The sequence below is a fragment of the Paraburkholderia azotifigens genome (assembly GCF_007995085.1).
GTDB lineage: Bacteria > Pseudomonadota > Gammaproteobacteria > Burkholderiales > Burkholderiaceae > Paraburkholderia > Paraburkholderia azotifigens.
Window position 1 is genome coordinate 1,035,669 of record NZ_VOQS01000005.1, and the last position, 24,091, is coordinate 1,059,759.

General features: G+C 62.5%; 19 protein-coding genes and 2 pseudogenes. 9 read left to right on the forward strand and 12 right to left on the reverse strand.

What is annotated here, in order from left to right:
• Positions 1–3 precede the first annotated feature (3 nt).
• From FRZ40_RS36635 to FRZ40_RS36645, 3 genes are read right to left on the reverse strand one after another with little or no spacing between them, the layout of a single operon-like run.
• The gene (locus FRZ40_RS36635; protein WP_147237443.1) at positions 4–2,319 is read right to left on the reverse strand and encodes a xanthine dehydrogenase family protein molybdopterin-binding subunit; all 2,316 of its coding nucleotides are present in this window, start codon (positions 2,317–2,319) and stop codon (positions 4–6) included.
• Entirely contained in the window at positions 2,319–3,215 is an 897-nt protein-coding gene (locus FRZ40_RS36640) for an FAD binding domain-containing protein (protein ID WP_028364122.1), read from the reverse strand. Before FRZ40_RS36640 ends, FRZ40_RS36635 begins: the two co-directional genes overlap by 1 nt.
• Positions 3,216–3,243: 28 nt before the next feature.
• Positions 3,244–4,080: an alpha/beta fold hydrolase gene (locus FRZ40_RS36645; RefSeq protein WP_147237444.1), complete on the reverse strand. Its 837-nt coding sequence runs from the start codon at positions 4,078–4,080 to the stop codon at positions 3,244–3,246.
• 452 nt (positions 4,081–4,532) lie between these two features.
• On the opposite strand from FRZ40_RS36645, the gene FRZ40_RS36650 reads away from it, so the two are divergent.
• The 3 genes from FRZ40_RS36650 (at position 4,533) to FRZ40_RS36660 (ending at position 7,307) form a co-directional block, all read left to right on the forward strand.
• A complete protein-coding gene (locus FRZ40_RS36650) occupies positions 4,533–5,324 on the forward strand; it encodes an ABC transporter permease (RefSeq protein WP_147237445.1) in 792 nt (263 codons plus the stop codon).
• A gap of 95 nt (positions 5,325–5,419) precedes the next feature.
• Positions 5,420–6,415: an ABC transporter substrate-binding protein gene (locus FRZ40_RS36655; RefSeq protein WP_147237446.1), complete on the forward strand. Its 996-nt coding sequence runs from the start codon at positions 5,420–5,422 to the stop codon at positions 6,413–6,415.
• 58 nt (positions 6,416–6,473) lie between these two features.
• The gene (locus tag FRZ40_RS36660; RefSeq protein ID WP_147237447.1) at positions 6,474–7,307 is read left to right on the forward strand and encodes an ABC transporter ATP-binding protein; all 834 of its coding nucleotides are present in this window, start codon (positions 6,474–6,476) and stop codon (positions 7,305–7,307) included.
• 152 nt (positions 7,308–7,459) lie between these two features.
• Here the strand turns inward: FRZ40_RS36660 and FRZ40_RS36665 are convergent, their stop codons facing one another.
• Together FRZ40_RS36665 and FRZ40_RS36670 are read right to left on the reverse strand one after the other, a co-directional pair.
• Positions 7,460–8,551 carry a porin gene (locus FRZ40_RS36665; RefSeq protein WP_147237448.1) on the reverse strand — a complete coding sequence of 364 codons (1,092 nt, stop codon included), beginning with the start codon at positions 8,549–8,551 and terminating at the stop codon, positions 7,460–7,462.
• Positions 8,552–8,742: 191 nt separating this feature from the next.
• Positions 8,743–10,383: a UbiD family decarboxylase gene (locus tag FRZ40_RS36670; protein ID WP_147237449.1), complete on the reverse strand. Its 1,641-nt coding sequence runs from the start codon at positions 10,381–10,383 to the stop codon at positions 8,743–8,745.
• Positions 10,384–10,842: 459 nt separating this feature from the next.
• Between FRZ40_RS36670 and FRZ40_RS36675 the strand changes: the two genes are divergently transcribed.
• Positions 10,843–11,445, forward strand: coding sequence for a UbiX family flavin prenyltransferase (locus tag FRZ40_RS36675; protein ID WP_147237450.1), 603 nt, complete (start codon positions 10,843–10,845; stop codon positions 11,443–11,445).
• A gap of 52 nt (positions 11,446–11,497) precedes the next feature.
• On the opposite strand, the gene FRZ40_RS36680 is transcribed toward FRZ40_RS36675, so the two are convergent.
• Both FRZ40_RS36680 and FRZ40_RS36685 read right to left on the reverse strand, forming a co-directional pair.
• The gene (locus FRZ40_RS36680; RefSeq protein WP_147237451.1) at positions 11,498–11,929 is read right to left on the reverse strand and encodes a hypothetical protein; all 432 of its coding nucleotides are present in this window, start codon (positions 11,927–11,929) and stop codon (positions 11,498–11,500) included.
• 277 nt (positions 11,930–12,206) lie between these two features.
• A pseudogene (locus FRZ40_RS36685) lies at positions 12,207–12,747 on the reverse strand (pyridoxal-phosphate dependent enzyme); the annotation flags it as partial.
• A 2-nt stretch (positions 12,748–12,749) separates the two neighbouring features.
• Between FRZ40_RS36685 and FRZ40_RS36690 the strand changes: the two are divergent.
• Positions 12,750–12,911 (forward strand): annotated as a pseudogene (locus tag FRZ40_RS36690) (Lrp/AsnC ligand binding domain-containing protein); the annotation flags it as partial.
• A 126-nt stretch (positions 12,912–13,037) separates the two neighbouring features.
• Here FRZ40_RS36690 and FRZ40_RS36695 read toward each other — a convergent pair.
• The 4 genes from FRZ40_RS36695 to FRZ40_RS36710 all read right to left on the reverse strand — a co-directional run bounded on the left by FRZ40_RS36695 (position 13,038) and on the right by FRZ40_RS36710 (position 17,808).
• Positions 13,038–14,177 carry an amidohydrolase family protein gene (locus tag FRZ40_RS36695; protein ID WP_147237452.1) on the reverse strand — a complete coding sequence of 380 codons (1,140 nt, stop codon included), beginning with the start codon at positions 14,175–14,177 and terminating at the stop codon, positions 13,038–13,040.
• On the reverse strand, positions 14,174–15,481 hold the full coding sequence (locus tag FRZ40_RS36700; RefSeq protein ID WP_147237453.1) for an MFS transporter: 1,308 nt from the start codon (positions 15,479–15,481) through the stop codon (positions 14,174–14,176). Before FRZ40_RS36700 ends, FRZ40_RS36695 begins: the two co-directional genes overlap by 4 nt.
• Positions 15,482–15,562: 81 nt before the next feature.
• Complete coding sequence (locus FRZ40_RS36705) at positions 15,563–16,831, reverse strand: CaiB/BaiF CoA transferase family protein (protein WP_028364135.1); 1,269 nt, start codon at positions 16,829–16,831, stop codon at positions 15,563–15,565.
• Entirely contained in the window at positions 16,828–17,808 is a 981-nt protein-coding gene (locus FRZ40_RS36710; protein ID WP_028364136.1) for a hydroxymethylglutaryl-CoA lyase, read from the reverse strand. Before FRZ40_RS36710 ends, FRZ40_RS36705 begins: the two co-directional genes overlap by 4 nt.
• A gap of 185 nt (positions 17,809–17,993) precedes the next feature.
• On the opposite strand from FRZ40_RS36710, the gene FRZ40_RS36715 reads away from it, so the two are divergent.
• The gene (locus FRZ40_RS36715; RefSeq protein ID WP_147237454.1) at positions 17,994–18,791 is read left to right on the forward strand and encodes an IclR family transcriptional regulator; all 798 of its coding nucleotides are present in this window, start codon (positions 17,994–17,996) and stop codon (positions 18,789–18,791) included.
• A 133-nt stretch (positions 18,792–18,924) separates the two neighbouring features.
• Here FRZ40_RS36715 and FRZ40_RS36720 read toward each other — a convergent pair whose 3' ends face one another.
• Entirely contained in the window at positions 18,925–20,154 is a 1,230-nt protein-coding gene (locus FRZ40_RS36720; protein WP_240057449.1) for an MFS transporter, read from the reverse strand.
• Between the two features lie 554 nt (positions 20,155–20,708).
• On the opposite strand from FRZ40_RS36720, the gene FRZ40_RS36725 reads away from it, so the two are divergent.
• From FRZ40_RS36725 to FRZ40_RS36735, 3 genes are all read left to right on the forward strand, one after another.
• The gene (locus tag FRZ40_RS36725; protein WP_147238518.1) at positions 20,709–21,641 is read left to right on the forward strand and encodes an alpha/beta fold hydrolase; all 933 of its coding nucleotides are present in this window, start codon (positions 20,709–20,711) and stop codon (positions 21,639–21,641) included.
• A gap of 183 nt (positions 21,642–21,824) precedes the next feature.
• Positions 21,825–22,997 carry an MFS transporter gene (locus FRZ40_RS36730; RefSeq protein WP_028364139.1) on the forward strand — a complete coding sequence of 391 codons (1,173 nt, stop codon included), beginning with the start codon at positions 21,825–21,827 and terminating at the stop codon, positions 22,995–22,997.
• Between the two features lie 43 nt (positions 22,998–23,040).
• Positions 23,041–23,622 carry a hypothetical protein gene (locus tag FRZ40_RS36735; RefSeq protein ID WP_147237456.1) on the forward strand — a complete coding sequence of 194 codons (582 nt, stop codon included), beginning with the start codon at positions 23,041–23,043 and terminating at the stop codon, positions 23,620–23,622.
• The last annotated feature ends 469 nt before the right edge of the window (positions 23,623–24,091 follow it).

Sequence of the window (24,091 nt, forward strand, 5' to 3'; positions counted from 1 at the left end):
GGTCTATTCCTCGGATAGCGGTTCGTTGCGCGCGGCGCACAGCGCCCGGAAAACGCTCTCGGGCGTCAAGGGCAGCGACTTGAGACGCACGCCGACGGCATCTTCGATGGCATCGGCAATCGCCGACGCGACGCCGAAGGTCGCGCTTTCGCCGACGCCCTTCGCGCCGAACGGTCCGTTGTTCTGCACGGAATCGACAGTTTCGCGGCCGATCGCGGACGGAATGTCGTGGATGCCCGGAATCTTGTATTCGGCAAACGACGCATTGCGCAATTGCCCGACTTCGTCGAACTCCATCCGCTCGAACAGCGTGATGCCGAGCTGCATGATCGCCGCGCCGGAAATCTGCGTATCGACGACCTTCGGATTGATGGGCGTGCCGCAATCCACGACGTTCTCGAAACGCAGCAGCCTGAAATGGCCCGTCTCCGTATCGACTTCGACTTCGACGCCGCAGCCGCCCACCATCCAGTTCGGCGTGATGTTTTCCGACTGCCCCGTCTCGTGATCCGGCGACTTGTAGCTGGGAATGAAACTGCCGATGCCGACGATATTGCCCGCCTGCATGCCGTACTTGCGACGCAGCAGCTCTCCCGCCCGGATCGCGGGCACGGGCGCGACGCCCAGTTCGTCGGCCAGTCCCTGCAGCTTGCGGTTCGCGTCTTCAGCGGCGAGACGCACTGCGTGGCCCATATGAAACGTGGAGCGCGAGCCGAGCGTCGCCATGTCGTACGGCGTCACGTCCGTGTCGGGGCGCATCACCTTGATGCGCTCGGCGGGAATGCCGAGCACCTCGCCCGCCATCAGCGCAATCGCCGTCTCCGATGCCTGGCCCATGTCGACCGTGCTCGAATACACCGTGCAGCTGCCGTCTCCCGCAATGCTCACCATCGCGACGGACGTGGTCGGTGCGACCAGCGCCTTGAAGCCGATGCCGATGCCGCGCCCGCGCCGCAGCGTGCCCGTGCCGCGCTCGAATGGCGCGCTCCAGTTCATCCGCTGCGCGACGCGTTCGAGCACGAGGTCGATGGCGGCGTCGTGCATCGGCGTGCCCGTTGCGTGCGGACGGCCCTCGCGCAGAATATTGCGGCGGCGGAATTCGAGCGGATCGATGCGCAGCGCGCGCGAGATCATGTCCGCGTGGCTCTCGTACGCCCACACCATCTGCGGAATGCCGAAGCCGCGAAACGCGCCGGCGGGCGGCAGATTCGTATACGCCTGATACGAATCGATCCACACGTTCTCGATGTCGTACGGACCCGACGCGGTGAAGCCGGACTTCTGCGTGACGCGCGGCCCGATATCCGCATAGGCGCCGCCGTTCCACCACACCTCGCACTTGCGCGCGGTGATGCGGCCGTCTTCATTCACGGCCGTCTTCATACGGAAGGTGGTGGCGTGCTTGGTGATGGTGAAAAACTGTTCTTCCATCGTCAGCGACACTTTCACCGCGCGCCGCGACAGCAGCGCCAGCGCCACGACGAGCGCTTCGAGCTTGATGTACAGCTTCGCGCCGAATCCGCCGCCGAGCAGCGCCGACTTCACACGCACGCGGTTTTCGTCCCAGCCGAGCAGGCGCGCAATTTCGATGCGCACGAACGACGGGCTCTGCGACGCGGTATGCACCGTCAGCGTGCCCGAGCCGGGATCGGCTTCCGCGAGCGACACCATCGGTTCGAGCGGCGTGTGCATGACCTGCTGCGTCGTGAAGGTATCTTCGAACACATGGGCCGCGCGCGCGAAGGCGGCGTCGACATCGCCGCGCCGCAACTGGAAGTCGAGCGCGACATTGGTGCCCTTGCGTCCCGCCAGATGCTTGAGATCGGGAAAGGTGCCCGCCGGGCGCAGGAAGTCGTGCACGAGGATGTCCGATTGCGCGGCCTCGACCTCGTTAAACACGGCGGGCAGTTCTTCGTAGTCGGCCATGATCAGATGCGTCGCTTCTTCGGCGACGTGCGGATCGGCGGCGAGCACGACGGCCACGGGCTCGCCGATGTAACGCACCTTGTCCAGCGCGAGAATCGGCTGGTCGTGAAAGGCCGGGCCGAAATACGGCTCGGGAATCACACGCTTCACGTCCTCGCCCGTATACACGGCGAACACGCCTTCCAGTTCACGCGCGGCGCTCGTATCGATGCCGACGATCCTGCCATGCGCCACGGTACTGCGAAAGATCTTGCCGTACAGCATGCGCGGCAGCACGAGATTGTGGATGTACTCCGCGCGGCCCGTCACCTTCGAGCGCGCTTCCAGCCGGTTCAATGCGCGGCCAACCTGTTTTTGTGCCGGCTGTTCTTCCAGCGTCGTTTCGATTTTCATCAGGCATGCCCCCCGGATGGGGCCGCGCGTCCCTCGGCGGCAGCGATCGCCGTGCGCACCGCGCGGCCCAGATAGACCTTCAGCAGTTGTTTCTTGTAGCTCGCGGAGCCGTGAGGGTCGCCGACGATATCGAGCTGCGCCGCACCCACTTCGCCCGCATCGCGCAGCAACGCGGCATCGTCGGGCGACGCGCCGCGCAACAGCGCTTCGGCCTGCGTGAGGCGCGTCGGACGATCCGTGGCCGCGCCGACGATCACGCTTGCGCTGCCGATCTGCGGACCTTTCATGTTCAGCACGACGGCGACGCCTAGCGCGGGCCAGTCGTGCGCCGCGCGCGTCGTGACCTTCATATAGGCGGCAGGACGGCCGGCCTGCGGCGGCACGATGACCTCCGCGATCAGTTCGTCGCGCGCCAGCACCGTTTCGTAATAGCCCGTGCAGAGTTCTTCGACGGACACGGTCCGCTCGCCGTTCGGCCCCGCGATCGTCACGCGTGCGCCGAGCGATGTGAGCACGGGCGGCATGTCCATGTGCGGGTCGGCGTGAGCGAGGTTGCCGCCGATCGTCGCGACGTTACGCACCCGCACGTTCGACAGCGTGCGCAGCGTGCGCGACAGCAACGGCCAGCCTTCCTTCACGAGCGGCGAGTGTTCGAGCGTCGCGAGACGCGCGAGCCCGCCGATACGCAGTTCGCCGTTTGCGGCGACGCGAATCTGCGCGTAATGCGGCTCGACATCGCGCAGGCTGACGAGGCGCGTCGGCCGCAGCACGCCCGCCTTCATCATCAACATCACGGCCGTGCCGCCGCCCATCGGGCGAATATCCGGGTCTTCCGGATCGAGCAGCGCGATTGCCTCCTTGAGCGACCTGGGCCTGGCGAGCTCAAACGGAATCATCTGATGCACTCCTTGTTTCTGAATGGACCTAGCGCGCGCAACCTGCGCGATCGAGCAGCGCGTGCAGCTCGCGGGCCACGATTTCCGGGGTCTCCAGCGGCGTGAGATGGCGCGCTTGCGGAATCTCGACGAACGTCGAAGCGGCGATGCCCGCGTGCAGCGCACGCGCCATCGCAGGCGTCGCCGCGTAGTCTTCTTCGCCGACGATCACGCACGCCGGCACCTTCACGTCGCGCATCAGCGCGCGCCCGTCGAACGCGCCGAGCATGCGCCCCGTCGCCGCGAATGCAGCGACGTCGTTGCGCAGGAACGTATCGACGCAACGCTGCACGACGTCGGGCCGTTCGGCGCGGAACGCGTCGCTGAACCAGCGCGTCGTCTGGAATTCGACCAGCGGCGCGAGGCCGCCCGCTTCCGCTTTCTCTGCGCGGACATTCCAGTCTTGTGGCGCGCTTTCTCCGTACCACGCGGTCGTATCGATCAGACCGGCGGCAATCGCGTCGGGGCAGGTTGCGGCGAACTCGAGCGCCACACAGCCGCCCATCGACGCGCCCGCGATCAGTACATTGCGGAAGTCCGTCGCGCGGATCACGTCGTACACGTCCTGCGCGAACAGCGACACCGTGTAGGGGCCGGCCGGCTTGTCCGACGCGCCGTGGCCGCGTGCGTCGATGGCAAGAACGGCAGCGCGCGGCATCAGCCGCTCGACGACGGGCGTCCAGAAATGACGGTCCATCGCGAGCGAATGCACGAGGACGACGCGCACCGTGTTCTCTTTTCCGCCGTAGAGGTTGTAGCCGATGCGCGTGCCGTCTCGTACGGTGACATGAGACGAAACGACATCGGGACTGCTCGGTTGATTCATTGCGTGCTCCGCTGGCTAGGGTGCGATCGAATGCGGTCGGGAATGGGTTCTCGGTTCTCGGCTCTCCGAGCCCGCAGACGGATATTGCTGGCTGCCCTTTGACCCGGCAAACGACGATCTTTCATGCGACGCATGAAAAGTATTCATTGCCTGCGAACGGGCGTTCTACATCGCGCGAGTCGATCCAGGGACAGGCGTCGCGCGCGGCGGCGGATGAATTTCTCTCATGTGCGGCATGAACAATTAGCGTTTGCCCGTCGCCTGGCTCGCCTTCAATCTTGCTGCCAGAGCGTGCCGCTCCATGCCTGTGCGCCGCGCTTGCCTGCGCCGCCGCTTCCTGCTTCTCGATTCTCGTTTCTCGTTTCCCGCTTGCACGCGCTGCCGCGACATGCGAGGCCCCTCGCCGACTCCGCGGTCCGTTTCCAGCCTCTCAACCAGAAAGGGCGAATGCCGTGAACTTCACCAGGAAAGTGCTCAACTCACAGTGGGTCCGTCCGCTGCTGCTGATCGTGGCGATACTCGTCGCGTGGGATCTCGTGATCCGCATCTTCAAGATTCCGCCCTACCTCGTGCCGACGCCCGAAGCGATCATGCGTCAGATCGCCGTGCAATGGCCGATGCTGCTGCAGGAGTCGCTGCCGACGCTCTACGCGACGCTCGGCGGCTTCGGGCTGTCGGTGCTGATCGGTGTGCCAATCGCGATGCTGGTCGCAGCGTCGCCGCTGATCGAAAGCTATCTGTACCCGCTCGTCGTGTTCTCGCAGAGCATTCCGAAGGTCGCAATCGCGCCGCTCTTCGTGGTCTGGTTCGGCTTCGGGCTCTTTCCGCGCGTGCTGGTCGCGTTTCTGCTCGGCTTCTTTCCCGTCGTCGTATCGACGGTGATGGGCTTCAAGTCAGTCGAAAAAGACCTGATCGATCTGGCGAAGTCGATGGGCAGCTCGCCCGTAAAGACGTTCTTCAAGATCAGCTTGCCGCATGCGCTGCCGTCGATTTTCTCCAGCATGAAAGTGTCGATCACGCTGGCCGTGGTGGGCGCCGTGGTCGGCGAATTCGTCGGCGCGAACTCGGGTCTCGGTTTCGTTCTGCAGCGTGCCAACGGCAACTTCGACCAGCCGCTGATCTTCTCGGCGCTGGTGGTGCTGTCCGTCATCGGCGCGCTGCTGTTCGTCGTGATCGACATGCTGGAGCGCATCGCGATTCCATGGCACGCGTCGCATCGCGCACGCGCACTCGGACGAGCGTGACTACCTCGCACGACTACCCCGCACGACTACCCCGCATCACTACCCCGCATCACTACCCCGCACGACTACCCAACTAAAACCAGGCAGGAGACGACATGAAGTCCAGAAGGTTATCGCGCATGGCGAGCGCGCTGAGTATCGCTGCCATCTGTTGTTGCGGCAGCACGGCGAGCTACGCGAAAGATTCGCTAACGATGATGCTCAACTACACCGTCAACGGCGCCGTCGCGCCGTTCTATCTCGGCAAGGTGAAAGGCTATTACGACGCCGAGGGCATCGACCTGAAGCTGATGGAAGGACACGGTTCTGGCCCGACCGTACAGGCCGTCGCCACGCATAACGTCGACATCGGCTACGCCGATTTCAGCACGATGGTGAAAGTCGCCGCGATGGGCGCCCCCGTCAAGGCAATCGGCGTGCTGATGCAGGAGAACCCGACCTCCGTGGTCGGCCTTGCGGAGAAGAACATCAAGACGCCGCAGGACATCAAGGGCAAAACCGTGGCCGTCGCGCCCGGCGATGCCTCGTCGCAGCTCTGGACGATGTTCATGAACAAGGTCGGACTCAAGGATTCGGACTTCAAGACCATCACGGGCAATCCGCAGACGACCATCAACGCCGTCATCACGGGCCAGGCCGATCTGCTCGTCGGCTTTGCGACCATTCCGCTGATCTCCGTCGAGCAGGCCACGAAGAAACCCGCACGCGCGATCCTGTTCGCCGACTACAAGGTCAACGTCGCCACACTCAGCATCATCGCGCGCGACGACATGATCAGGGACAACGCCGACCTGCTCAAACGCTTCATGCGCGCCACTGCGAAGGCCGTGAACGACAGCGAGAAGGATCCCGCCGCCGCCGTCGACGCGTTGCTGAAGACGCTGCCCGCCGCCGGCTCGCGCGACACGATGATACGCACGCTCAAGGCGACGATTCCGTTCTACCGCACGCCTGAAACGGAACAGGCGCCGATCTTCCACGTCAGCACGAAGAACATCGACGATTCCGTCGCCGCGATCGTGCAGTACAGCAAGCTCGATCCGTCGGCGAATGTGCCCGCGAAGTACTACACGGGTGCATTCGTGCCCTGAGCCGCGCCCGACCCCTCGCGCGCCCTTCTCCATCCGTTCATCTCAATCCCGCATCGCTATGACCACCGTACTCAAGCTTGACGAAAAGCACTACCGATCGCCCGCACCCGCGCCATCGAAACCGCTGATCGAGTTGCGCGGGGTGACCAAGCGCTACCGCAGCGCGCAGGGCATGATGCAGGCGCTCAGACCGCTCGATTTCGACATCCGCGAACAGGAGTTCGTGTCGATCGTGGGACCGTCCGGATGCGGCAAGAGCACGCTGCTGAAGATGATCGCGGGGCTCGAAGAGATTTCGGACGGCAAGATCACGCTGTCGGGACAGCCGATTCGCGGGCCGCAGAAGAACGTCGGCATTGTGTTTCAGAGCGCGGTGCTGCTCGCGTGGCGCAATGTGCTCGACAACATCCTCCTGCAAGCCGAGATGCGCCGCATGCCGAAGCGCGAGGCGCGCGAGAAGGCGATGAAGCTGATTGGCATGGCGGGGCTCACGGGGTTCGAGGAGAAGTATCCGTGGCAGCTTTCAGGCGGGATGCAGCAGCGGGTGTCGATCTGCCGCGCGCTGCTGCATGATCCGTCGGTGCTCTTGATGGACGAGCCGTTCGGCGCGCTCGACGCAATGACGCGCGAAAGCATGAACATGGAATTGCAGCGCATCTGGCTCGAATCGAAGAAGACGGTGCTCCTGATCACGCACAGCATTCCCGAAGCCGTGTTTCTATCGGACAGAGTGCTGGTGATGTCGGAGCGGCCCGGATCGATTGCGGCGATCTACGATATCGATCTGCCTCGCCCGAGGCCACTGGAAGTCATGGCGACGCCGGCTTTTCTTCACTATACGAAGACGATTCGTGCGCACTTCAACGCTCAAGGGTCGCTGGACGATCACTGAGATCGCTCTATCCCCCGTAGCGTGTCTGGCTTCATTTCAGGCTGGCCGGCATCCTTTGCTCATGCGGATGCCGGCATCACGATCCCGTCACCACACAAACAAAGAAGCGCGCCCATGAGCGGAACGAACCGCTCCGGCGCGCCTGCGCACGACTAGAACCAGTGGTTGATACCGAACGATACGCCCGTCTGCTTCTCATGCTGCGACGGATTGAGCGTCGCGTTCGTCACGTACACGCCCGTGAAATGCGTGTAGTCGATATCCGCATAAAGCTCGGTCCGTTTCGACAGCAGATAACTGATCCCGAGAATCGCGACATCCTTGCGGCCATCCACGCCGTTCGTCTTGTTCTTGTTGTCGTAGTACGCAGCCGTCACGTTGAAGAACGGTGTCATCTGATACCGTACGCCGCCCCACAGGTACTGATTGCGCGTCATGCTGCGCACGTTGGCGGGCACGTCCTGCAAGTCGAGCGAATAACCCGCCATCACGTCGACGGGCCCCACGGTCACCGTGCCGCCTGCCGTGTACTGGTCATTGCCGAAGTACTGGCTCGACGTTGCGGATAGCGGATTGGATTTGTGCGTGTAGCCGGCGCCCAGCTTGATCAGCTGCGTGCGATAGTTCAGACCGCCCGCCAGCGTCGAGCCGTGCGAGGCGCTGCCCGGCACGCCGCCCAGCGCATACTCGCCGCGGACCACCCACGGTCCGAAGATGCCGCGATAGTTGATGTCGTTGTCGTCGCGCCCCGTGGTGCCGCCTGAGATCGCTGTCGACTCGGTGATGCTCAGGTAATGGAAGTCGAACGGCTCGAAGTCCTTGATCAGAAAGTGCTGCAGCGTGAACTGATGGCCCATGTCGATCTGGCCGAACGGACCGCCGACTCCCACCGTCGACGTGCGCTGGAACAGCTGGTTGCTGGTGTTGTTGTTCGCCCCCGTCGACAACACGTAGCCCGCTTCGAGATTGAAGCGCACATAGTAGCCGCCGCCGATGTCCTCCTTGCCTTCGAAGCCCCAGCGGTTCGAGTTGTAGACGCCGTTCGACGCCATCGTCAGCGCCGCGCCGCCCGCCCTGGTTCCATTCACGAGGTTGCGCAGCCCGCCGTCGAGCGAGCCGTACAGCGTGACGCTGCTCTGGGCGTGAACGGCGCCGCCCGACAAACCCAGCAAGGTCAACGCTGTCAGCGAACGCTTGAGGCCGCTCGCGCGCGCGATGGAAACTGCTCCTCCTTTTTCGTGCATATCTCCTCCATCAATGTCTTTGTATTCATGTGGCGGGATGTGGCGCGTTCCACGCCGCCCACCGTGGATGTACGAGAGCGCCCCGCACGACCTGCCGTCCAGCGTTCTGCCGTTTCCTGACGGCAACCCGTGAACCATCGCGCGAGACGCTCTCTTGCTGCTGCTCTGGTGTGGCCGCTTTCGCGGGCCGCTTACAGATCCTTCTTTTCCGCGAAGTACCAGTCCGAATCCTTGTTGATCCATTCGGGACCGACGCGTTGACGCGTCTGCTCTTCACCCGTCTTGAAGTACTCGCTCTTCACCGCGCGTTGCGCCATCGCTTCGTTGCGCTCGTCCCAGTCGCCCATCGAGACGCCGTACCACGGCCACTCGGGACGCAGCGCCGGCAAGCCGAGCTCTTCCCAGATTGCCTTCGCGTTCTCCATGTAGGGCTTCGTCGGCAACGACAGCGGCGGCAGTTTTTCCTTGCGCGTCGCGTTCATCAGGATCACGCCGTCCACGGCGTCGTCGCCGCGCTGCGCACCCGACGTGCGCGGCCCGTGCCCCGTGTCGCGGCCATGCAGGATCTGCACGTCCTTGATCGCATTCATCCGGTAGCTCATCGACCAGAAGATGGCGTCGCTGTTCTCCGGGTTGATGTCGTTGCTGACGGCGACCACGAGCTTGCCGACGGCCGGTTGCAGCGACGCGGCGCCCATCAGCGCGCGCCAGATCTCCGTTTCGGTTGCCTTCTCGCTGAATACGACGATCACGAGCTTGCGCAGATTCGTGAGCGGCTCGTGCATCACGACCTTTTCCACGCTCGCGATACGCAGCGAGTTCCTCAGGTGATCGAGGAACAGCGGCTCGAATGCCACTTTCTTGACCAGCGAGCTTTCGCTCGGCGTGACCTGGCTGATGATCGATACAAGGTGAGCATTCTTGCGGCGCGTGATCGCCGTCACGTTCATATACGGGTTGAATTCCTGCAGGTTCACGTGACCATGCGATTCGCCGAACGGACCTTCCGGCTCCAGCGTATCCGTGGGCACGAAGCCTTCGATCACGATTTCCGCGTCGGCGGGCACGAGCAGATCGTTGGTCCTGCACTTCACGACGCGCAACGGCTCGCCAAGGATCGCGCCCGCGACGCCGAGTTCGTCCACGTCGATGGGCAGCTTCTGCACCGAACAGAACGACACGGCAGGATGGCCGCCGATTACGAGCGCAGCGGGCATCGGTTTGCCCATCGCCTTGTACTTGAGCCAATGCTGATAGATGCCCTGCCCCATTTCGATCGACGGATTGCAGCCGACCCGGCGCTTGCCCTTGATCTGCCCGCGGTACGTGCCCATGTTCTGGATGCCGTTTTCCGGGTCGACCGAGATGTACTGCGAACACGTCGTGTAGGGCGCATTGTCGAAACCCGGCGTCGAGATGGGAATCGGCAGATGTTCGAGTCCTTGCCCATCGACATCGAGATCGTCGCCGATGAAGCACACTTCCTGGCATGGTGCTTCGTCGACGACGACGGGGGCGATCGGATTGCCCTTCGCGTGCTGCCACTTCTTGCCGATCTCGTCGACGGGCACGCCCATGCCGATCGCGTACACCTCCCGGTTGATCGACAGCGCGCCGACCACGACGGGCAACTCGTAACGGCGTCCTTTGCTGTCGACGACGTTATGGAATACGAATGCCTTGCGATCCGATTCAGGGATGCCGCCGCGCAATTGCCAGCGCACGAGGGGATGAAGCTCCGTGTCCTTGTTGATCTCGCGATGGACGTGGACGACGAGGCCTTTTTCCTCCAAGGCCTGCAAATGTGTCTGGAAGGAAGGGAAATTTTTCATGGTTGTCCGGTGAATGATCAAGGGGAATACATCGCAAACCGGCCAGCCTCACGGATTCGCCTGTCGGATTGCATCGGTGTGAATCAGGCAACGTCGCATCGATGTGACGTGTCCGGGCAGCACGGCGGCAGTCAGATGCTGCCGTTCGGTGGACGTTGCCCGTCGAGTCGCGCGGCATGACATGCGGGACTGTGAGGGCAGACTGAGCCAGAACGCACGCCCTCGCAAACGGTGATTTCTCATGTTCGCCATGAACGGATTTCATCCGCGCCATTGACGTGGCGTCGCACGCCAGACCCGGCTACTGACGATGAAAAGACTTCATGCCACGCATGAACAGATTTCGTTTGAAGCGTGCCGCCTGCGTCATGCAACCTTCACGTAGCCGTATGCCGTCTGATGTGCGCGGGACGACACACATGCATGCGGGGCACTTCGGTTCAACGAGAGACGATGGACATGGAACGACGCAAACGTATCGTGGTGGGAATCAGCGGCGCTTCGGGCGTCATCTATGGCGTGCGGCTGCTGGAGATGCTGCGCGAGCTGAACGTCGAATCGCATCTGGTCATGAGCCGCTCGGCGCAGATGACGCTGGCGTACGAGACCGATTTGCGCGCCGCGGACGTCCAGGCGCTCGCTCACGAGCACTATCCGAATGCCGATATCGGCGCTGCGATTTCGAGCGGATCGTTTCGCGTGGATGGCATGATCGTCGCGCCTTGCTCGATGAAGACGCTTGCTGAAATCGCGACGGGCAACACAGGCTCGCTGCTGTCGCGTGCCGCGGACGTCATGCTGAAGGAGCGCAAGCGGGTCGTGCTGATGGCGCGCGAAACACCGCTGCATCTCGGGCATTTGCGCAACATGACTTCCGTTACGGAGGCAGGCGCGATTATCTATCCGCCCGTGCCTGCGTTTTATGCGCGGCCGGATAGTCTTGAGTCCATGATCGATCACACGCTCGGACGCGTGCTCGATCTGTTCGACATCGACACAGGGACGGTCAAGCGATGGACGGGCGCGTCAGGCCATCGGCTCGTGAGTGTGATGAACGGATGATTGCGCCACCGTTGGCGCCGCGCGGCAGCTTCGCCGAGCACGTGCATTTAATTCAATGGTAGGTCGTCTTGGACGACTGCAGTTTCGTCAACACGCCGCCCTTGAAACGCAACCAGCCTTGTGAGCTTTGCATCACCACTTCGTCGTCTTGCCAGAACACGCGTTTGATTGTCATGCGCTTTTCCGAGCGCTGTACAAGCGGCGGACGGTGCCGAAAATCGTATAGCGCGAGGCCGGAATCGGTCTGCACGAGCATGCGTGTCACCGTTTGATATGAGCTGCTGGTTTCATCGAAATGCGTGAGCGTGCTCGCGCTGAAGCGATCGAAGCTTTGCGTGTCGAGCATCCCGACGAACTCGCGGTCGACGCGCACGAATTGCAGTTCGCCCGAGGGCGTGATGAGCGGGCCGGGCGCGTTGCTTTGGGCATGGACGCCCGTCAGGAAACAGGTGGCGGCGAGTGCAGCGAAGAGCAGTCGTTTCATGGTTTTCTCTGGTGGCGGCGAGCCCCATACTGTACGGTTTCTAGAGCGGCGATGCAGGCCCCGACAGACTCCCGTCGTTCGCCGGTTCATAGGCGACCTGACCGAAGTACATCATCCGCCAGTTCTCCGACCTTGAGCAGTTTTCTCAAATGCCATTCAAAAAGGTCTAAATATGCCATTCACATTTAACCGAGACGTAAAAATTTCCTCCCAATTCTTTCCGCGCATGGCAAACGTCGAATTGGAACCCCTTCACCTCAAACTGTCTGGCTAACACTTAAAAAGCCATTTGCCGCTGAAGAACAGATTCTGCAGACTCTCCGACCAGTTCCTGATATGCAGCAGGCGCCGTCGCACCTTCAGTGTTGACCAGCAGTATGCGCGAAGCGCCATCGAGACCCACCTGGCTGGACAACGGCTGGCCCTGCAATAGCGCGATCAGACCAGCAAGACCCGCTACACCCGACTCGCCTGCAACGACGGGGGCATCCGTGTCGCTCCCCGCAGCCAGGATACGCATCGCGTTCACTGCATCGGCATCGCCGATCGTCATGAAATGGTCGACACCCGGGAAACTCCCACAGATAGCTGACCAGTCCGGCTGCAAGACCACCGACGCCGCCCTGAATGAAGACATGCGTGTACGCCGGACGATCTGGCCGGCTATCGCTCTGTTCGACGATCTCCGCCGCGATCGTGCCGTAACCCTGCATCACGTCGCGCGGGATGTCTTCGTAACCGTCGTACGACGTATCGGACACGACGTGCCAGCCGTTCAGCGAAGCCAGTCGCGCCGCCTCTTCGACCGACTCATCGTAGGGACTTCGTGCTGATCCTGACGGTTCGCAATATGGAGGAGTACACGGCCCTCACGCGGCAATTGTTCTTCTCGAACAACAACGTCAAACGATTCAAGACGCTGGTGAGCATGAGCAGCGTGAAGGTGGGGCTCGGTGTACCCGTGACTCCCGAGCGCGGGTGACGCACGCGACTCGAGCCGCGTCGATCACCCTTGCATACCGCGGGCGATGCGCATTGTCGCCTCCCGTCCGCGAATGACGGCGCAGGACTATCGTGCGTAACGCCGCCAGCCAAAGCGATTCACCCCTCATCCAAGCCGATAGACCCTCGTTGCTGTTCCTCGAAACAACGCTTCCCGTTCGGTCGCGCTCGCGTCCGCGGTCATCCGTTTGAACGCATTCCAGCCGTTGCTGTACGGATACGAGCCCTTGTCGACGGGGAAATTGCTCTCGAACATGCAACGATCAGCCCCGAAGGCTTCGATGCAGGTGTGCATCCACGGCTTCCACGCCTGCGCCAGCTGCGTCGATGAAGGCGGCAATTCACCTTTCTCGAAGTCGAAGCCGTTGATCCGCATCCCGAGTCCGCCAACCTTCACGTAGACGTTAGGCAGCTGCGCCAGTTCTCGCATCGAGTGCGACCAGCTTTCGAACACTTCCTTGCGCCTGTCTTCGTAGCTCGCGATGCGCACGACACCGCCACAGTGATTGACGATGATCGGCGTGTCGGGATAGGCCTTCGCAAGATCGAACAGTTCGGGAAGCTGCGGGAAGAATAGCCACGCGTCGTAGGACAGTCCGAGCGGCGCGAGTTGCGCGACGCCGGCGCGGTAATCGCGATCGAGCAGCAATCCGCGGGGCACGGCCGACAGCGGATTCACCAGCGTCTGGTCCGCGTCCCATGTGACGAGATGGCGAACGCCTCGAAAACGCCCTTGCGCAGCCTCTAGATGCGCTTCGAGAACGTCACGCACCGCTGCGCCGCGACGAAGGTCCGCATAGCCGACCACACCCTTCGCGACTTGCGGCTTGCCCGTCTGTGCCGGCGCCGTCGCGCCGGTCACATACTCCGTTTCGCCAACCGGCCGCAGTGCCTCAGGCCCCGATTGCCGATAGCGCGTCAGCGCCTGCATGTACACGGAGGCCGTGATGTTATGCCCGGACTGTGCATCGTGAAGGTACTCGTCCAGCAGATATGTCCAACCAGGCCGCTCGTAAAAATGATGATGCGCATCGACGATCGGCATCTCCGGTTCGAGGGCGGGCTCGGTCCCGGCGGCGAGCCATTCGGCTCGTACAGGCAGATAGTTGCTGGTCGGCTTCATGGGGCGTGTCGTTTCGTTGGCAATTGCCTGTGCGGCGGCGGTGGCGATGGCCGGCATGGCGAGCGTCGCGGCGGCGGCGCGCAGAAGCTGGCGACGCCTCATCGAATCGATCTGTCGTGTCATCGTTCGCCCCGGTTGAATGCGTACAGGGACAGCGTCAACAGCGTCGTGACGCCAAGCACGATTGCCAGCCCGAACATGCCGGCAGTGAATGTGCCGTAGCTGTCCTTCAGATAGCCGACGAGATACGGACCGGCAAATCCGCCCAGCGCGCCGATCGAATTGATCAGCGCCAGTCCGCCCGCGGCTGCCTGACCGGAAAGAAAGCGTGCGGGCAGCGTATAGAAAATCGTGCGTCCCGCGATCGTGCCGATCAGCGCCAGCGTCATGCCGACCATCGCGGGCAGCAGTTGATGAAAGCAGGTCGACACGCCGAGCGCGATCGCACCGATGAAGAGCCCTGCGGCGAGGTTGGCAATGTGCCCTCCCCGGCGATCGACGCGCTTCGCCCACCACAGCAGTGCAATCGTGGCGAAGAAGTACGGCACCGCGGAAAACCAGCCCGTCTGCGTGACGCTCATGCCATGCGCCTTGAGCATCTGCGGCAGCCAGATGCCGATGCCATACGAACCCATCGTGAAGCCGAAGGAGATCATCGCAAGCACGTAGACCCGTGCGTCCTTGAGGGCAGCGCGAAAGTCCTTCTTCTTTTGTGCCGCTGACCCTTCGCGGTCGAATGCATTTTGCAGCGCGTAACGTTCTCCGTTCGACAGCCAGCGAGCATCGGCAGGCTTGTCGGCAAGCAGCTTCAAGACAAGGTATCCGAGCAGACATGCGGGAAGACCTTCGACGATGAACATCCATTTCCAGCCGGGCAGTCCGAGCACGCCGTCCAGCTGAAGAAGCCACGAGGACAAAGGCCCGCCGACGAGCGACGACAGCGGAGTCGAGACCGTGAACCACGCGAGCACGCGCGTCCGGTAACTGGCGGGGAACCAGACAGCAAGGAAAAAGATGACGCCGGGGAAGAAGCCCGCTTCGCCGATCCCGAGCAGCAGGCGGATCACATAGAAACTGGTCGGCCCGACGGCAAGCGCCGTTGCAGCCGCCATCAAGCCCCACGTGATCATGATGCGCGCCAGCCAGCGGCGGGCGCCGAAACGGTACAACGCGAGATTGCTCGGCACTTCGCAGATGCAATAGCCGGCGAACATGATGCCTGCGCCCCAGCCGAACTGCGTGGCCGTCAACCCGAGGTCGCGATTCATCGTGAGTGCCGCGAAACCGACGCTGGTGCGGTCCAGGTAGTTGAAGAAATAAGCGAGCGCGAGCAGCGGGATAAAACGCCACGCAGCTTTTCTGACTGCCTGCTGTTCGAGCGTGGTGGACGTCCCGGCCGCCATGCCCGAGGAAGAAACGGATGTCATTGTCGTCTCCAGACAATTCGCTGGCGCCGCCGGCCACAGTGCGGCCTGCGTTGCGCAGCGTTTCCTTGTGATGCCTTGTTTTCAGGCGCTGGCCAGCTCGTTGGCGGAAGGATTCGGGTGATCGCCCGCTGGCTCGTTCTGACATCGGACAACACCTGCATCGACGAGCTGTCGCAGTTCGTCATCGGTGTAGCCGAGTTGCTGCAGCAGCGCGCGCGTGTCCTGTCCAAGTGCGGGCGGCGCTGCGCGAAGCCGCAAGCGCTCGCCGCCCAGCGTGAGCGGCAGCAGCGCGGTCCGCGTGGAGACGGCTTCGCCTGCGCCGCTGGCATCGGGCGGCAGCGTCACATCGGCGAGGCCTCCCGTCGCGAGCAGATGCGGATCGTCGAACAGATCCTGTGGCCTCGTGATCGGCGCGTACGGCAAGCCGATGCGCTCGAAAATCGTGCTGATTTCCGCCGCACTGAACGCCGCCATATGCTGGCGAAGCCGCGGCAACAGCCAGTCGCGCGCCTCTACACGCTGATTGTTGGTGGCGATCCGTTCGTCCGACTTCAGTTCATCCAGGCCGAATGCATCGCAAAACAAGGCCCATTGCGTGTCGGACACGACGGCGAGAAAAATCTGTTCGCCGTTCCTGACAGAGAACACGTCGTACACGGCCCACGCGGAGATGCGGCTTGGCATCGGTGCCGCAGCCGTTCCCGTGACCGCGTATTGCATCATGTGCTGCGCAACGAGAAACACGTTGTTCTCGAACAGCGCGCTTTGAACTTCCTGGCCTTTGCCTGTGCGCTCGCGTTGCGCGAGGGCAGCCATCGCGCCGATCGCTCCGAACATGCCGCCCATGATGTCGTTGACGCTCGTGCCCGCGCGCAGCGGACGTCCCTCCGGTCCCGTCATGTAGGCAAGGCCGCCCATCATCTGCACGACTTCATCCAGTGCGGTCCGGTGGTCGTATGGACCGGGCAGGAAACCTTTGTGCGAGACGTAGATGATCCGGGGATTGATCTTCGATAGCGCCGCATAGCCCAGGCCGAGCTTGTCCATCGAGCCGCTCTTGAAGTTCTCGCTGAAAATGTCCGCGCCTGCGAGGAGCTTGTGCACGACCTCGATTCCGCGCGCGTCTTTGACGTCGACCGCAATGCTCTTCTTGTTCCGGTTGAACGTGCCGAAGAAACCCGCCCCCGATCCGCGCAGCGAGCGCGTGCTATCGCCCGCGACCGGCTCGATCTTGATGACCTCGGCGCCAAGATCGGCCAGCACCATGCCGCAGGTCGGCCCCATCACCATATGCGTCATCTCGACCACGCGCACGCCGCTGTACGGCAGGGACTGATTCGTATCATTCATTGCGGCACTCCCAGCAAACATCCCTCCGGCTGCGGTGCGCTCGGTGCGCGCCCATCTGCATAGCTGAAGCCCTTCGGCAATCCGGCATCCGGCACGTGGCCGTAGAGCGCCTCGCCCGGCAGTGCCTCGGCGAGAATCGCGCGTGCCGCAACCAGGGCGTCGATATCGATACCCGTGTCATAGCCCATTGCTTCGAGCATGAACGCGAGGTCTTCCGTCACGATGTTGCCCGTCGCGCCCGGCGCATAGGGACAGCCGCCGAGGCCAGCCTGACTGGCGTCGATCGTCGTGACGCCCGCATCGAGCGCGGCGACGACGTTAGCCAGACCCTGTCCGCGCGTGTTGTGAAAATGCGCGCCGCCCGCCCTGTCACCGAGTTCGGCATGCAAGCGGCGAAAGAGACGCCGGACCTGCGTGGGATTCGCGTAACCGCTGGTATCCGACAGGCCGATTTCATCGACGCCGCATTCGGCCATCGCGTGACACATCCGCATCGTCTCGTCGTCGCTGACCGTGCCTGCGATCGTGCAACCGAACGCGACGGACACCCCTGCTTCGATCTGTACACGGGGAAACTGCGCGTTACGCAACGCGACGATCTCGCGCACTTCCTGAATCATCTCGCCGGTGGTCTTGCGGATGTTCGCCATCGCGTGCCCGTTGGTCACCGACACCGGCAACGTGACCTTGTGCACCCCCGCTTCGAAAGCGCTCTGCGAGCCGCGCAAATTCGGCGCGAGCACGGCAACGTGCAGACCGGGGATGGTCAGTGCATGCGCGACGACTTCGCGGATGTCCGCCATCTGCGGCAACAGCCGCGCGGGCACGAAGGATCCGACTTCGATCTCCTTCAGTCCCGCAGCGGCGAGTGCGGAAATCCAGCGCAGCTTGGCTGCCGTCGGCATGACGCTCTTGATGCTTTGAAGGCCATCGCGCGGCCCGACTTCGCTCACGAGAATCCTGGGCGTAGAAGACATTTTCACTTCGCTCCAATTCAAAACGTTCTATTGGAAAGAACTACGTTCTGTTTGATAGAACTATAGGATGCGAAAGTCCGTAATTTAAGATGGGTTTACCCCAAGATTTGAGCTTTTTCGAAACTTGCGTTCCGTCAGATAGAACGGTAGAGTGATCGGCGAGATAAACGGGAAAGGAAACGGACGTGTCCACCGAGACGCAGGAAACGGCGGGGTCGAAGTCTTCAGCCGCTAACGATGGGGCGAGCGGTGTCGCGGTGCTGGATCGCGCGTTTGCTATTCTCAACGCGTTCGGGCCGGCCGACAGCCGGTTGTCGCTCGCGGAGATTTCGCGTCGGACGGATCTGTACAAGAGCACCGTGCTGCGTTTGCTCGGCGCGTTGGAGCATGGCGGATTCATCCGCAAGCTGAATGACGGCCAGTACGCCATCGGACCGCAGCCGTTGCGCCTCGCCGCGCTCTACCAGCGCTCGTTCGATGTGGGTCCCGTGGTCGAGCCGATCCTTCAGCAACTCAGCCGCGATCTTGGCGAGACTGCCTCGCTGTATGTCCGGCAAGGCGATCAGCGACTCGTCCTGTTTCGCGTCGAACCTGCGCGCGCCGTGCGCGTGTCCATCCGGATCGGCGAAGAATTTCCGATCGACAAGGGCGCGTCCGGCAAGGTGCTCCTCGCGTTCACCGATACTCACGACGCGCGATGGGACACCGTGCGCGCACGGTTGTGGGCGGTCTCGCACGGGGAGCGCGATCCTGAGACAGCGTCCGCATCGGTGCCCGTATTCAGCGCGACGGGCGAACTGGTCGGCGCGTTAACGCTATCAGGGCCGAAGGCCCGGTTCGACATGGCATCGACCTTCACCGTCGCGCTGACCGCGCTGCTCGAAGCGGCAAGGCGCGCGACCGTGACGTTGGGCGGCAATGGCGCGCGCTTCGATGCAAGTATCGAGACGATGAAGCGAGAGGGGTTTCGGAGCGGCGAATAGGTGAATTGGGGGGAACGGCCGGACTCGCGTCTCCCGATCGGCTGCGGCCCTGCCCGGCATTGCGTCGGGCGACGAGGCTAACGTCGCCCGACTGACAACCACGAAAGTTCTGCGAACCAGTCCCTGCGCGGCGTTATGCGCGCTCGTGGCTAAAGTTGCCGTCACGCGATCCGGCCTGGCCGTCTGTATGCACAGCGGGATCACGCGAAGTCTCGTGCAAATCGGTACCACTCGTCTCGGGCAGGAACACAGCCGCACAGAACGCCACGCCGTAAGCGCACAGCGCGCATGTTCCCATCGCCGTACCGAGCGGCAGGTTCGCTGCCAGCAACCCAACCGTCGCCGGAACGACCGAGCCGAAACCGCGGCCACCGCCGAGGCAAAATCCCTGACCACTCGCGCGTATGTTGCTCGGAAACAATTCGGCAAACGTCGGAAGCATGCCGGACGCCAAAGCGCCCTGGAATGCGCCCAGGAAAAAGCTGAGCACCACGGTCACGCTTGCGCCGATCGGCGCGAGCAGATAGATGGCCACGTTGCCCGCCTGCAGCACGAGGAACGTCATGAACGCAGGCCGGCGGCCAACACGGTCCGACAACCAGCCGTACAGAAGCGGGCCCACCAGCGAGCCGAGGATGTTGCAGGCCAGATAACCCGCGCTCGATCCAACGGAAAGATGCAGCGCTGTGCGCAGATAGGTCGGCAGCCACGTGATCATCACGTACGCGCCACCGAAGATGCCTGTCCCCATGATCACCGCCGCCAACGTGCGGCGCAGGTGAGCGCGCGCGAAGATCTCCCAGAACGGGGTTGCCTTGACGCCGTCGCTGCGCGCCGCCTTCGCCTCGGCATACACGCCCGACTCGGGCACGAGACGGCGAACGAAGAAGACAAGCCCGGCAGGCACGACGCCGAGCGCAAAGAACACGCGCCAGCCGAATTGCTCGGGAAACATCGAAGCGATCACAGGCAGCAACGCAACCGAGATGGCATAGCCAAGCGCGTAGCCGCTTTGTACCGCGGCTGCGACGCGGCCGCGAACCGCAGGCCGGATGACTTCGCTGATCAGCACGCCGCCGACAGCGGCCTCGCCGCCGTAGCCCAGGCCTTGCAGGAACCGGATGCCGAACAGCACCGGAAAGGAGTCGGCGAATGCGGCAGCGATGGTGGAAACGGCGACCCACAAAATCGTGAATTGCAGGATCCGCACGCGCCCGATCTTGTCGGCGAGGATGCCGGCGCCCCAGCCGCCGATCGCCGTTCCCAGCAGAGCCGCCGTGGCGAGGTAACCCACCTGAGGATGCGTCAGGCCGAGCGTCGCAATAAGCGCCGGGATGACGAGTGAAAAAATGGTGGCGTCCATCGAATCCAGGCCGAAGCCGGCAAAGCATGCCCAGAACGTGCGGCGTTCGACAGACGTGAGACTAGAGTACCAACCCAGACGCATCCTGTTCCTCTTGATCCAGTTGAATGCAAAGTCGCGACAGCCGGCGGCAATGCGTCGAACCGTCTGTCGGGACGCAAGCTATCGAAATTGAAGGCTGCCCCGAAAGGTCGGGTTAACCATATGAAATGGCGCGAGTCGCTCCGGCGAGGGAGCGCTTTCTCACAACCGGGCGATTGGAATTCATCGGCGTTGCTGGCTGTTGAAGGCTCACGGCGTGATATTCCTGACGGTGCCGCATCACCCGCTTCGATGCTTTTATTTGAGCGACGCGATAAACAGATTAGATAGCAAAGACTCAAGTTCGAAACCTGACCGGGCGTCGACGCGGGACTTGCACTGCGAATTGCAAAGCCCCCTCGTAGACTTGTTCATGCCCGCGTGTGCGGATCATTCGCTCGCGATGTTCATTTCCAAAGGGTGTTCCATTGCTCAAGTCCTGGATTCTCGCTTCATGGGCCGCATGCCTGGGCATGGCGATGACGACGCCATCGCAGGCGGCATCCGCAACGGCCAATGCCGGCACGACGGATACGCCCGTCTACTATCGGACCGTGAAGGTAGACGGGTTGTCGATCTTCTACCGCGAAGCAGGCCCGCGCGATGCGCCGACGATCCTGTTGCTGCACGGCTTTCCCTCTTCGTCGCGGATGTACGATCCGCTGCTGTCGCGCCTGTCCGATTCGTACCATCTGGTCGCGCCCGACTATCCGGGTTTCGGCCACAGCGATGCGCCTGCCGCAAAAGACTTTGCCTATACGTTCGACCATCTCGCCGAGGTCACCGATCACTTCACGCAAGCGTTGGGACTTAAACATTACGTGCTGTTCGTGCAGGACTATGGCGGACCGATCGGCATGCGTCTCGCCGTTCAGCATCCGGGGCGTATCGACGCATTGATCGTTCAGAATGCGGTGTCGCATGAAGACGGACTCGGGCCGCTATGGGACACGCGGCGCAGATTCTGGAAAGACCGCGTATCGAATGAAGCGGCGCTGCGCGAGAACTTTCTTTCTCTCGCTTCGGCCCGCCAGCGGCATGTCGGCGCGAACCCTCACCCCGAAACGATCAACCCCGACCTGTGGACCGACGAATTCGCTTTCCTGAGCCGTCCGGGGCAAGCGGAGATCCAAACCGATCTGTTCTACTCATATCAAACGAACGTCGCGAGCTATCCGAACTGGCAGGCATGGCTGAGGAAGCATCAACCGGCGACGCTCATCGTTTGGGGCAAATACGATCCTTCTTTTCAGGTCGCGGAAGTGGCGGCTTATCAACGCGATTTGCCCAACGCGGAAGTGCATGTTCTCGATGCCGGCCACTTTGCACTCGATGAAAAACCCGGCGAAATAGCGGGGATCATGCGCAGCTTCCTTGGGCGCGTGACGCATGGCGCGACGCAATGAGCCCACGCGGCACGCCGATTGCTAAACAGCTTGATTTCCGGCCCCTTGATTTTCGGCCCTCTTCGCGACAGAAAGCGGGCGGCGCGCCTCATCCTTGAACAGGTTCGTCGTCCCGGTTCATACTATTTCGTCTAACGATGAGATGACCGACCGAACGCCGTGGCAACCACTTTCACCTCCACCCTGCGCCCTGCGGGCGCGCTCTTTTTGCTCATCGGCACGCTGCTGACGGGCGCGGGATACGGCGCCACGTTTCTCCTTTCAATGCGCTTCCGGACCATCGGCGGTAATGAATTCGACACGGGCATCGCGCTCGCGGGCGGCGTGTTTGGAACCTTCGTCGGTGTGACGATGGTCCGCTCGCTGGCACCGCGCATCGGGACGGCGCGCATGAGCGCGCTCGCTGCACTATGCGTCGGCATCGGCATTGCGGGTTTTTCGCCGGCCGTTCGCGACAGCTCGCTGGAAGTGCTTGCCGGATTTCTTCTCGGTCTCGGTTGGGGCGCGTTCTACGTTGCAGCGCCGCTGGCGTTATCGGAGCGAACCGATAGCGCGAATCGCGGTATCTGGTTTCTACGCTTCGGGACATTCCAGATGGCGGGAATCGGCGGATGCCCGGCACTCGCCGCCTACGCGATCCACTTTCTGCACTGGTCCGTCAACGGCGCGCTTGGTGTGATAGCAGGCCTGTGCGCGATCGCTGCCGTTCTGCTGGAGATGTTTGGCCGCCTCTCGCCGCATTCGCCCGCTGAGGTACTGAAAGAGCGATGGCTCGGCGACCTCGGCGCGATCGCGCGCACGCAGGCCGTCTATCCGATTCTGATGATCGCGCTCGGCGCATGCGTCTTCTCGGGCATCATGACGTTCCAGATGTCTCTGGTTCAAGGCACGCGTGCCCAGGCGAGCACGTTCTTCAGCCTCTATACGTTGACCGTCGTCTCGATGCGCTGGCTGCTCGCACGGCTCGTTGCCAACGTCTCCACCGAAACCGCGACCAAAGTTCTGCTCGTCGTAATGGTGCTCGGCATTGCATCGATGTTCGCGGTGCCTTATCACGTGTTCTTCCAGGTATCGGCGGCGGTGCTGTTCGGAACGGGCTACGGGCTGGTTTATCCCGTGATGCAGACACAGCTTGTCAACGACTCCGACGTCGCGCATCACAATGCCGTTCTGACGTGGTTCGTCACCGCGTACTTCATCGGCGCATTTGGCTTTCCGACGGTCGGAGGCTGGTTGTTGATCCACAGCGGCAAAGGCGCGCTACTGACCGCCATCTCGGCGTGCGCGATGGCGGCGTTGTTGCTGGCGTTCGTGCGCGACAAACGACGCATCGCGGCGCTGACGCTCAAGGCGTAATCCGACGATGGCAGGACTCGCCGCCATGAGAGGGAGCACGACAATGAAGATCCGCTATTTTCTTGCGGCAGCCGTTGCCGCCATGATGACGGGAGCGGCTTTAGCCCAGCCGCAGACATCCGTGCAGGTCGAGAAAGGCAACGGCAGCACGACTGTGACGGGCACGGCTACCGTGGTTGCAACGGTGGTCGCGATCGATCCCGCGACGCGGACCGTCACGCTAAAGAACAAAGATGGCCGGACGGAAGAACTGAAGGCGGGCGAGCAGGTGCGCAACTTCGATCAGCTGAAGATCGGCGATGTCGTCACCACCGAGTACCACGAGGCGAGATCTTTGAGTCTCAGGAAGACGAGCGGCCCGAGGTCTTCGAAGGAGCGGCAGATCTTGCTGCCGGCTGCGTCCGGGGCTAAGCCTGGTGGCACGATTCGACGCGAGGTGACGATCGTGGGCGATGTCGTTGCCATCGATGCCAACGGGAAACACATTACGGTAAGAGGCCCGCAGGGCAAGGAGAATGTGCTCGTCGATCCCGAGCAGTTGAAGGATATTCGGGTGGGCGATCAAGTGGAGGTTGTGCGCTCTGAAGGCGTCGCTATTTCTGTTTCCCCAGGGGTGGGGAATTAGTGTTTTTTGTTTTTTGGTTTGCTTGCGTTGCCCCTGTGCGGGGCGGCACCTACCCTCTTTGCCGCCGCAAAGAAAGTCGGCAAAGAAAGCGGGCTAACACCGCCAACCCTTGACCTTTACCCACGGGCCCCGCGCGACAGCGGTGAATGCACGCGGCCCTGGTTGTCGACTCGCCGACGATTCGCGAAGTCCGACACGCGGATGGGGCGTCACTGTAAGAAAATCCGGAAAATGAGGCTTCGCTCCGGCAGGCGGTTCCGCTCCGGATCGGCCATGTTATGCATGGCCCCGCTGTCGATACAAAGTCAGCTCAGGCTTGGCGGCCTGATTGACACGACCAGCACGGCGACGCGTAGGCCGATTCGGACTTCACAAATACTGTCCGCTTACCAACCTGAAGCGAACAGATCGAACAACTCGCTCCATTCGTCGAAGCGGGCTTCAATCGTCATAGCGACAGAGCGAAGAC

What these genes read in the sequence shown, in the direction of transcription:
- FRZ40_RS36635 (WP_147237443.1), bottom strand. Translation starts at nt 2,319, where the DNA reads ATGAAAATCGAAACGACGCTGGAAGAACAGCCGGCACAAAAACAGGTT.
- FRZ40_RS36640 (WP_028364122.1), bottom strand. Translation starts at nt 3,215, where the DNA reads ATGATTCCGTTTGAGCTCGCCAGGCCCAGGTCGCTCAAGGAGGCAATC.
- FRZ40_RS36645 (WP_147237444.1), bottom strand. Translation starts at nt 4,080, where the DNA reads ATGAATCAACCGAGCAGTCCCGATGTCGTTTCGTCTCATGTCACCGTA.
- FRZ40_RS36655 (WP_147237446.1), top strand. Translation starts at nt 5,420, where the DNA reads ATGAAGTCCAGAAGGTTATCGCGCATGGCGAGCGCGCTGAGTATCGCT.
- FRZ40_RS36660 (WP_147237447.1), top strand. Translation starts at nt 6,474, where the DNA reads ATGACCACCGTACTCAAGCTTGACGAAAAGCACTACCGATCGCCCGCA.
- FRZ40_RS36665 (WP_147237448.1), bottom strand. Translation starts at nt 8,551, where the DNA reads ATGCACGAAAAAGGAGGAGCAGTTTCCATCGCGCGCGCGAGCGGCCTC.
- FRZ40_RS36670 (WP_147237449.1), bottom strand. Translation starts at nt 10,383, where the DNA reads ATGAAAAATTTCCCTTCCTTCCAGACACATTTGCAGGCCTTGGAGGAA.
- FRZ40_RS36675 (WP_147237450.1), top strand. Translation starts at nt 10,843, where the DNA reads ATGGAACGACGCAAACGTATCGTGGTGGGAATCAGCGGCGCTTCGGGC.
- FRZ40_RS36680 (WP_147237451.1), bottom strand. Translation starts at nt 11,929, where the DNA reads ATGAAACGACTGCTCTTCGCTGCACTCGCCGCCACCTGTTTCCTGACG.
- FRZ40_RS36695 (WP_147237452.1), bottom strand. Translation starts at nt 14,177, where the DNA reads ATGACACGACAGATCGATTCGATGAGGCGTCGCCAGCTTCTGCGCGCC.
- FRZ40_RS36700 (WP_147237453.1), bottom strand. Translation starts at nt 15,481, where the DNA reads ATGACATCCGTTTCTTCCTCGGGCATGGCGGCCGGGACGTCCACCACG.
- FRZ40_RS36705 (WP_028364135.1), bottom strand. Translation starts at nt 16,831, where the DNA reads ATGAATGATACGAATCAGTCCCTGCCGTACAGCGGCGTGCGCGTGGTC.
- FRZ40_RS36710 (WP_028364136.1), bottom strand. Translation starts at nt 17,808, where the DNA reads ATGTCTTCTACGCCCAGGATTCTCGTGAGCGAAGTCGGGCCGCGCGAT.
- FRZ40_RS36720 (WP_240057449.1), bottom strand. Translation starts at nt 20,154, where the DNA reads ATGGACGCCACCATTTTTTCACTCGTCATCCCGGCGCTTATTGCGACG.
- FRZ40_RS36725 (WP_147238518.1), top strand. Translation starts at nt 20,709, where the DNA reads ATGGCGATGACGACGCCATCGCAGGCGGCATCCGCAACGGCCAATGCC.
- FRZ40_RS36735 (WP_147237456.1), top strand. Translation starts at nt 23,041, where the DNA reads ATGAAGATCCGCTATTTTCTTGCGGCAGCCGTTGCCGCCATGATGACG.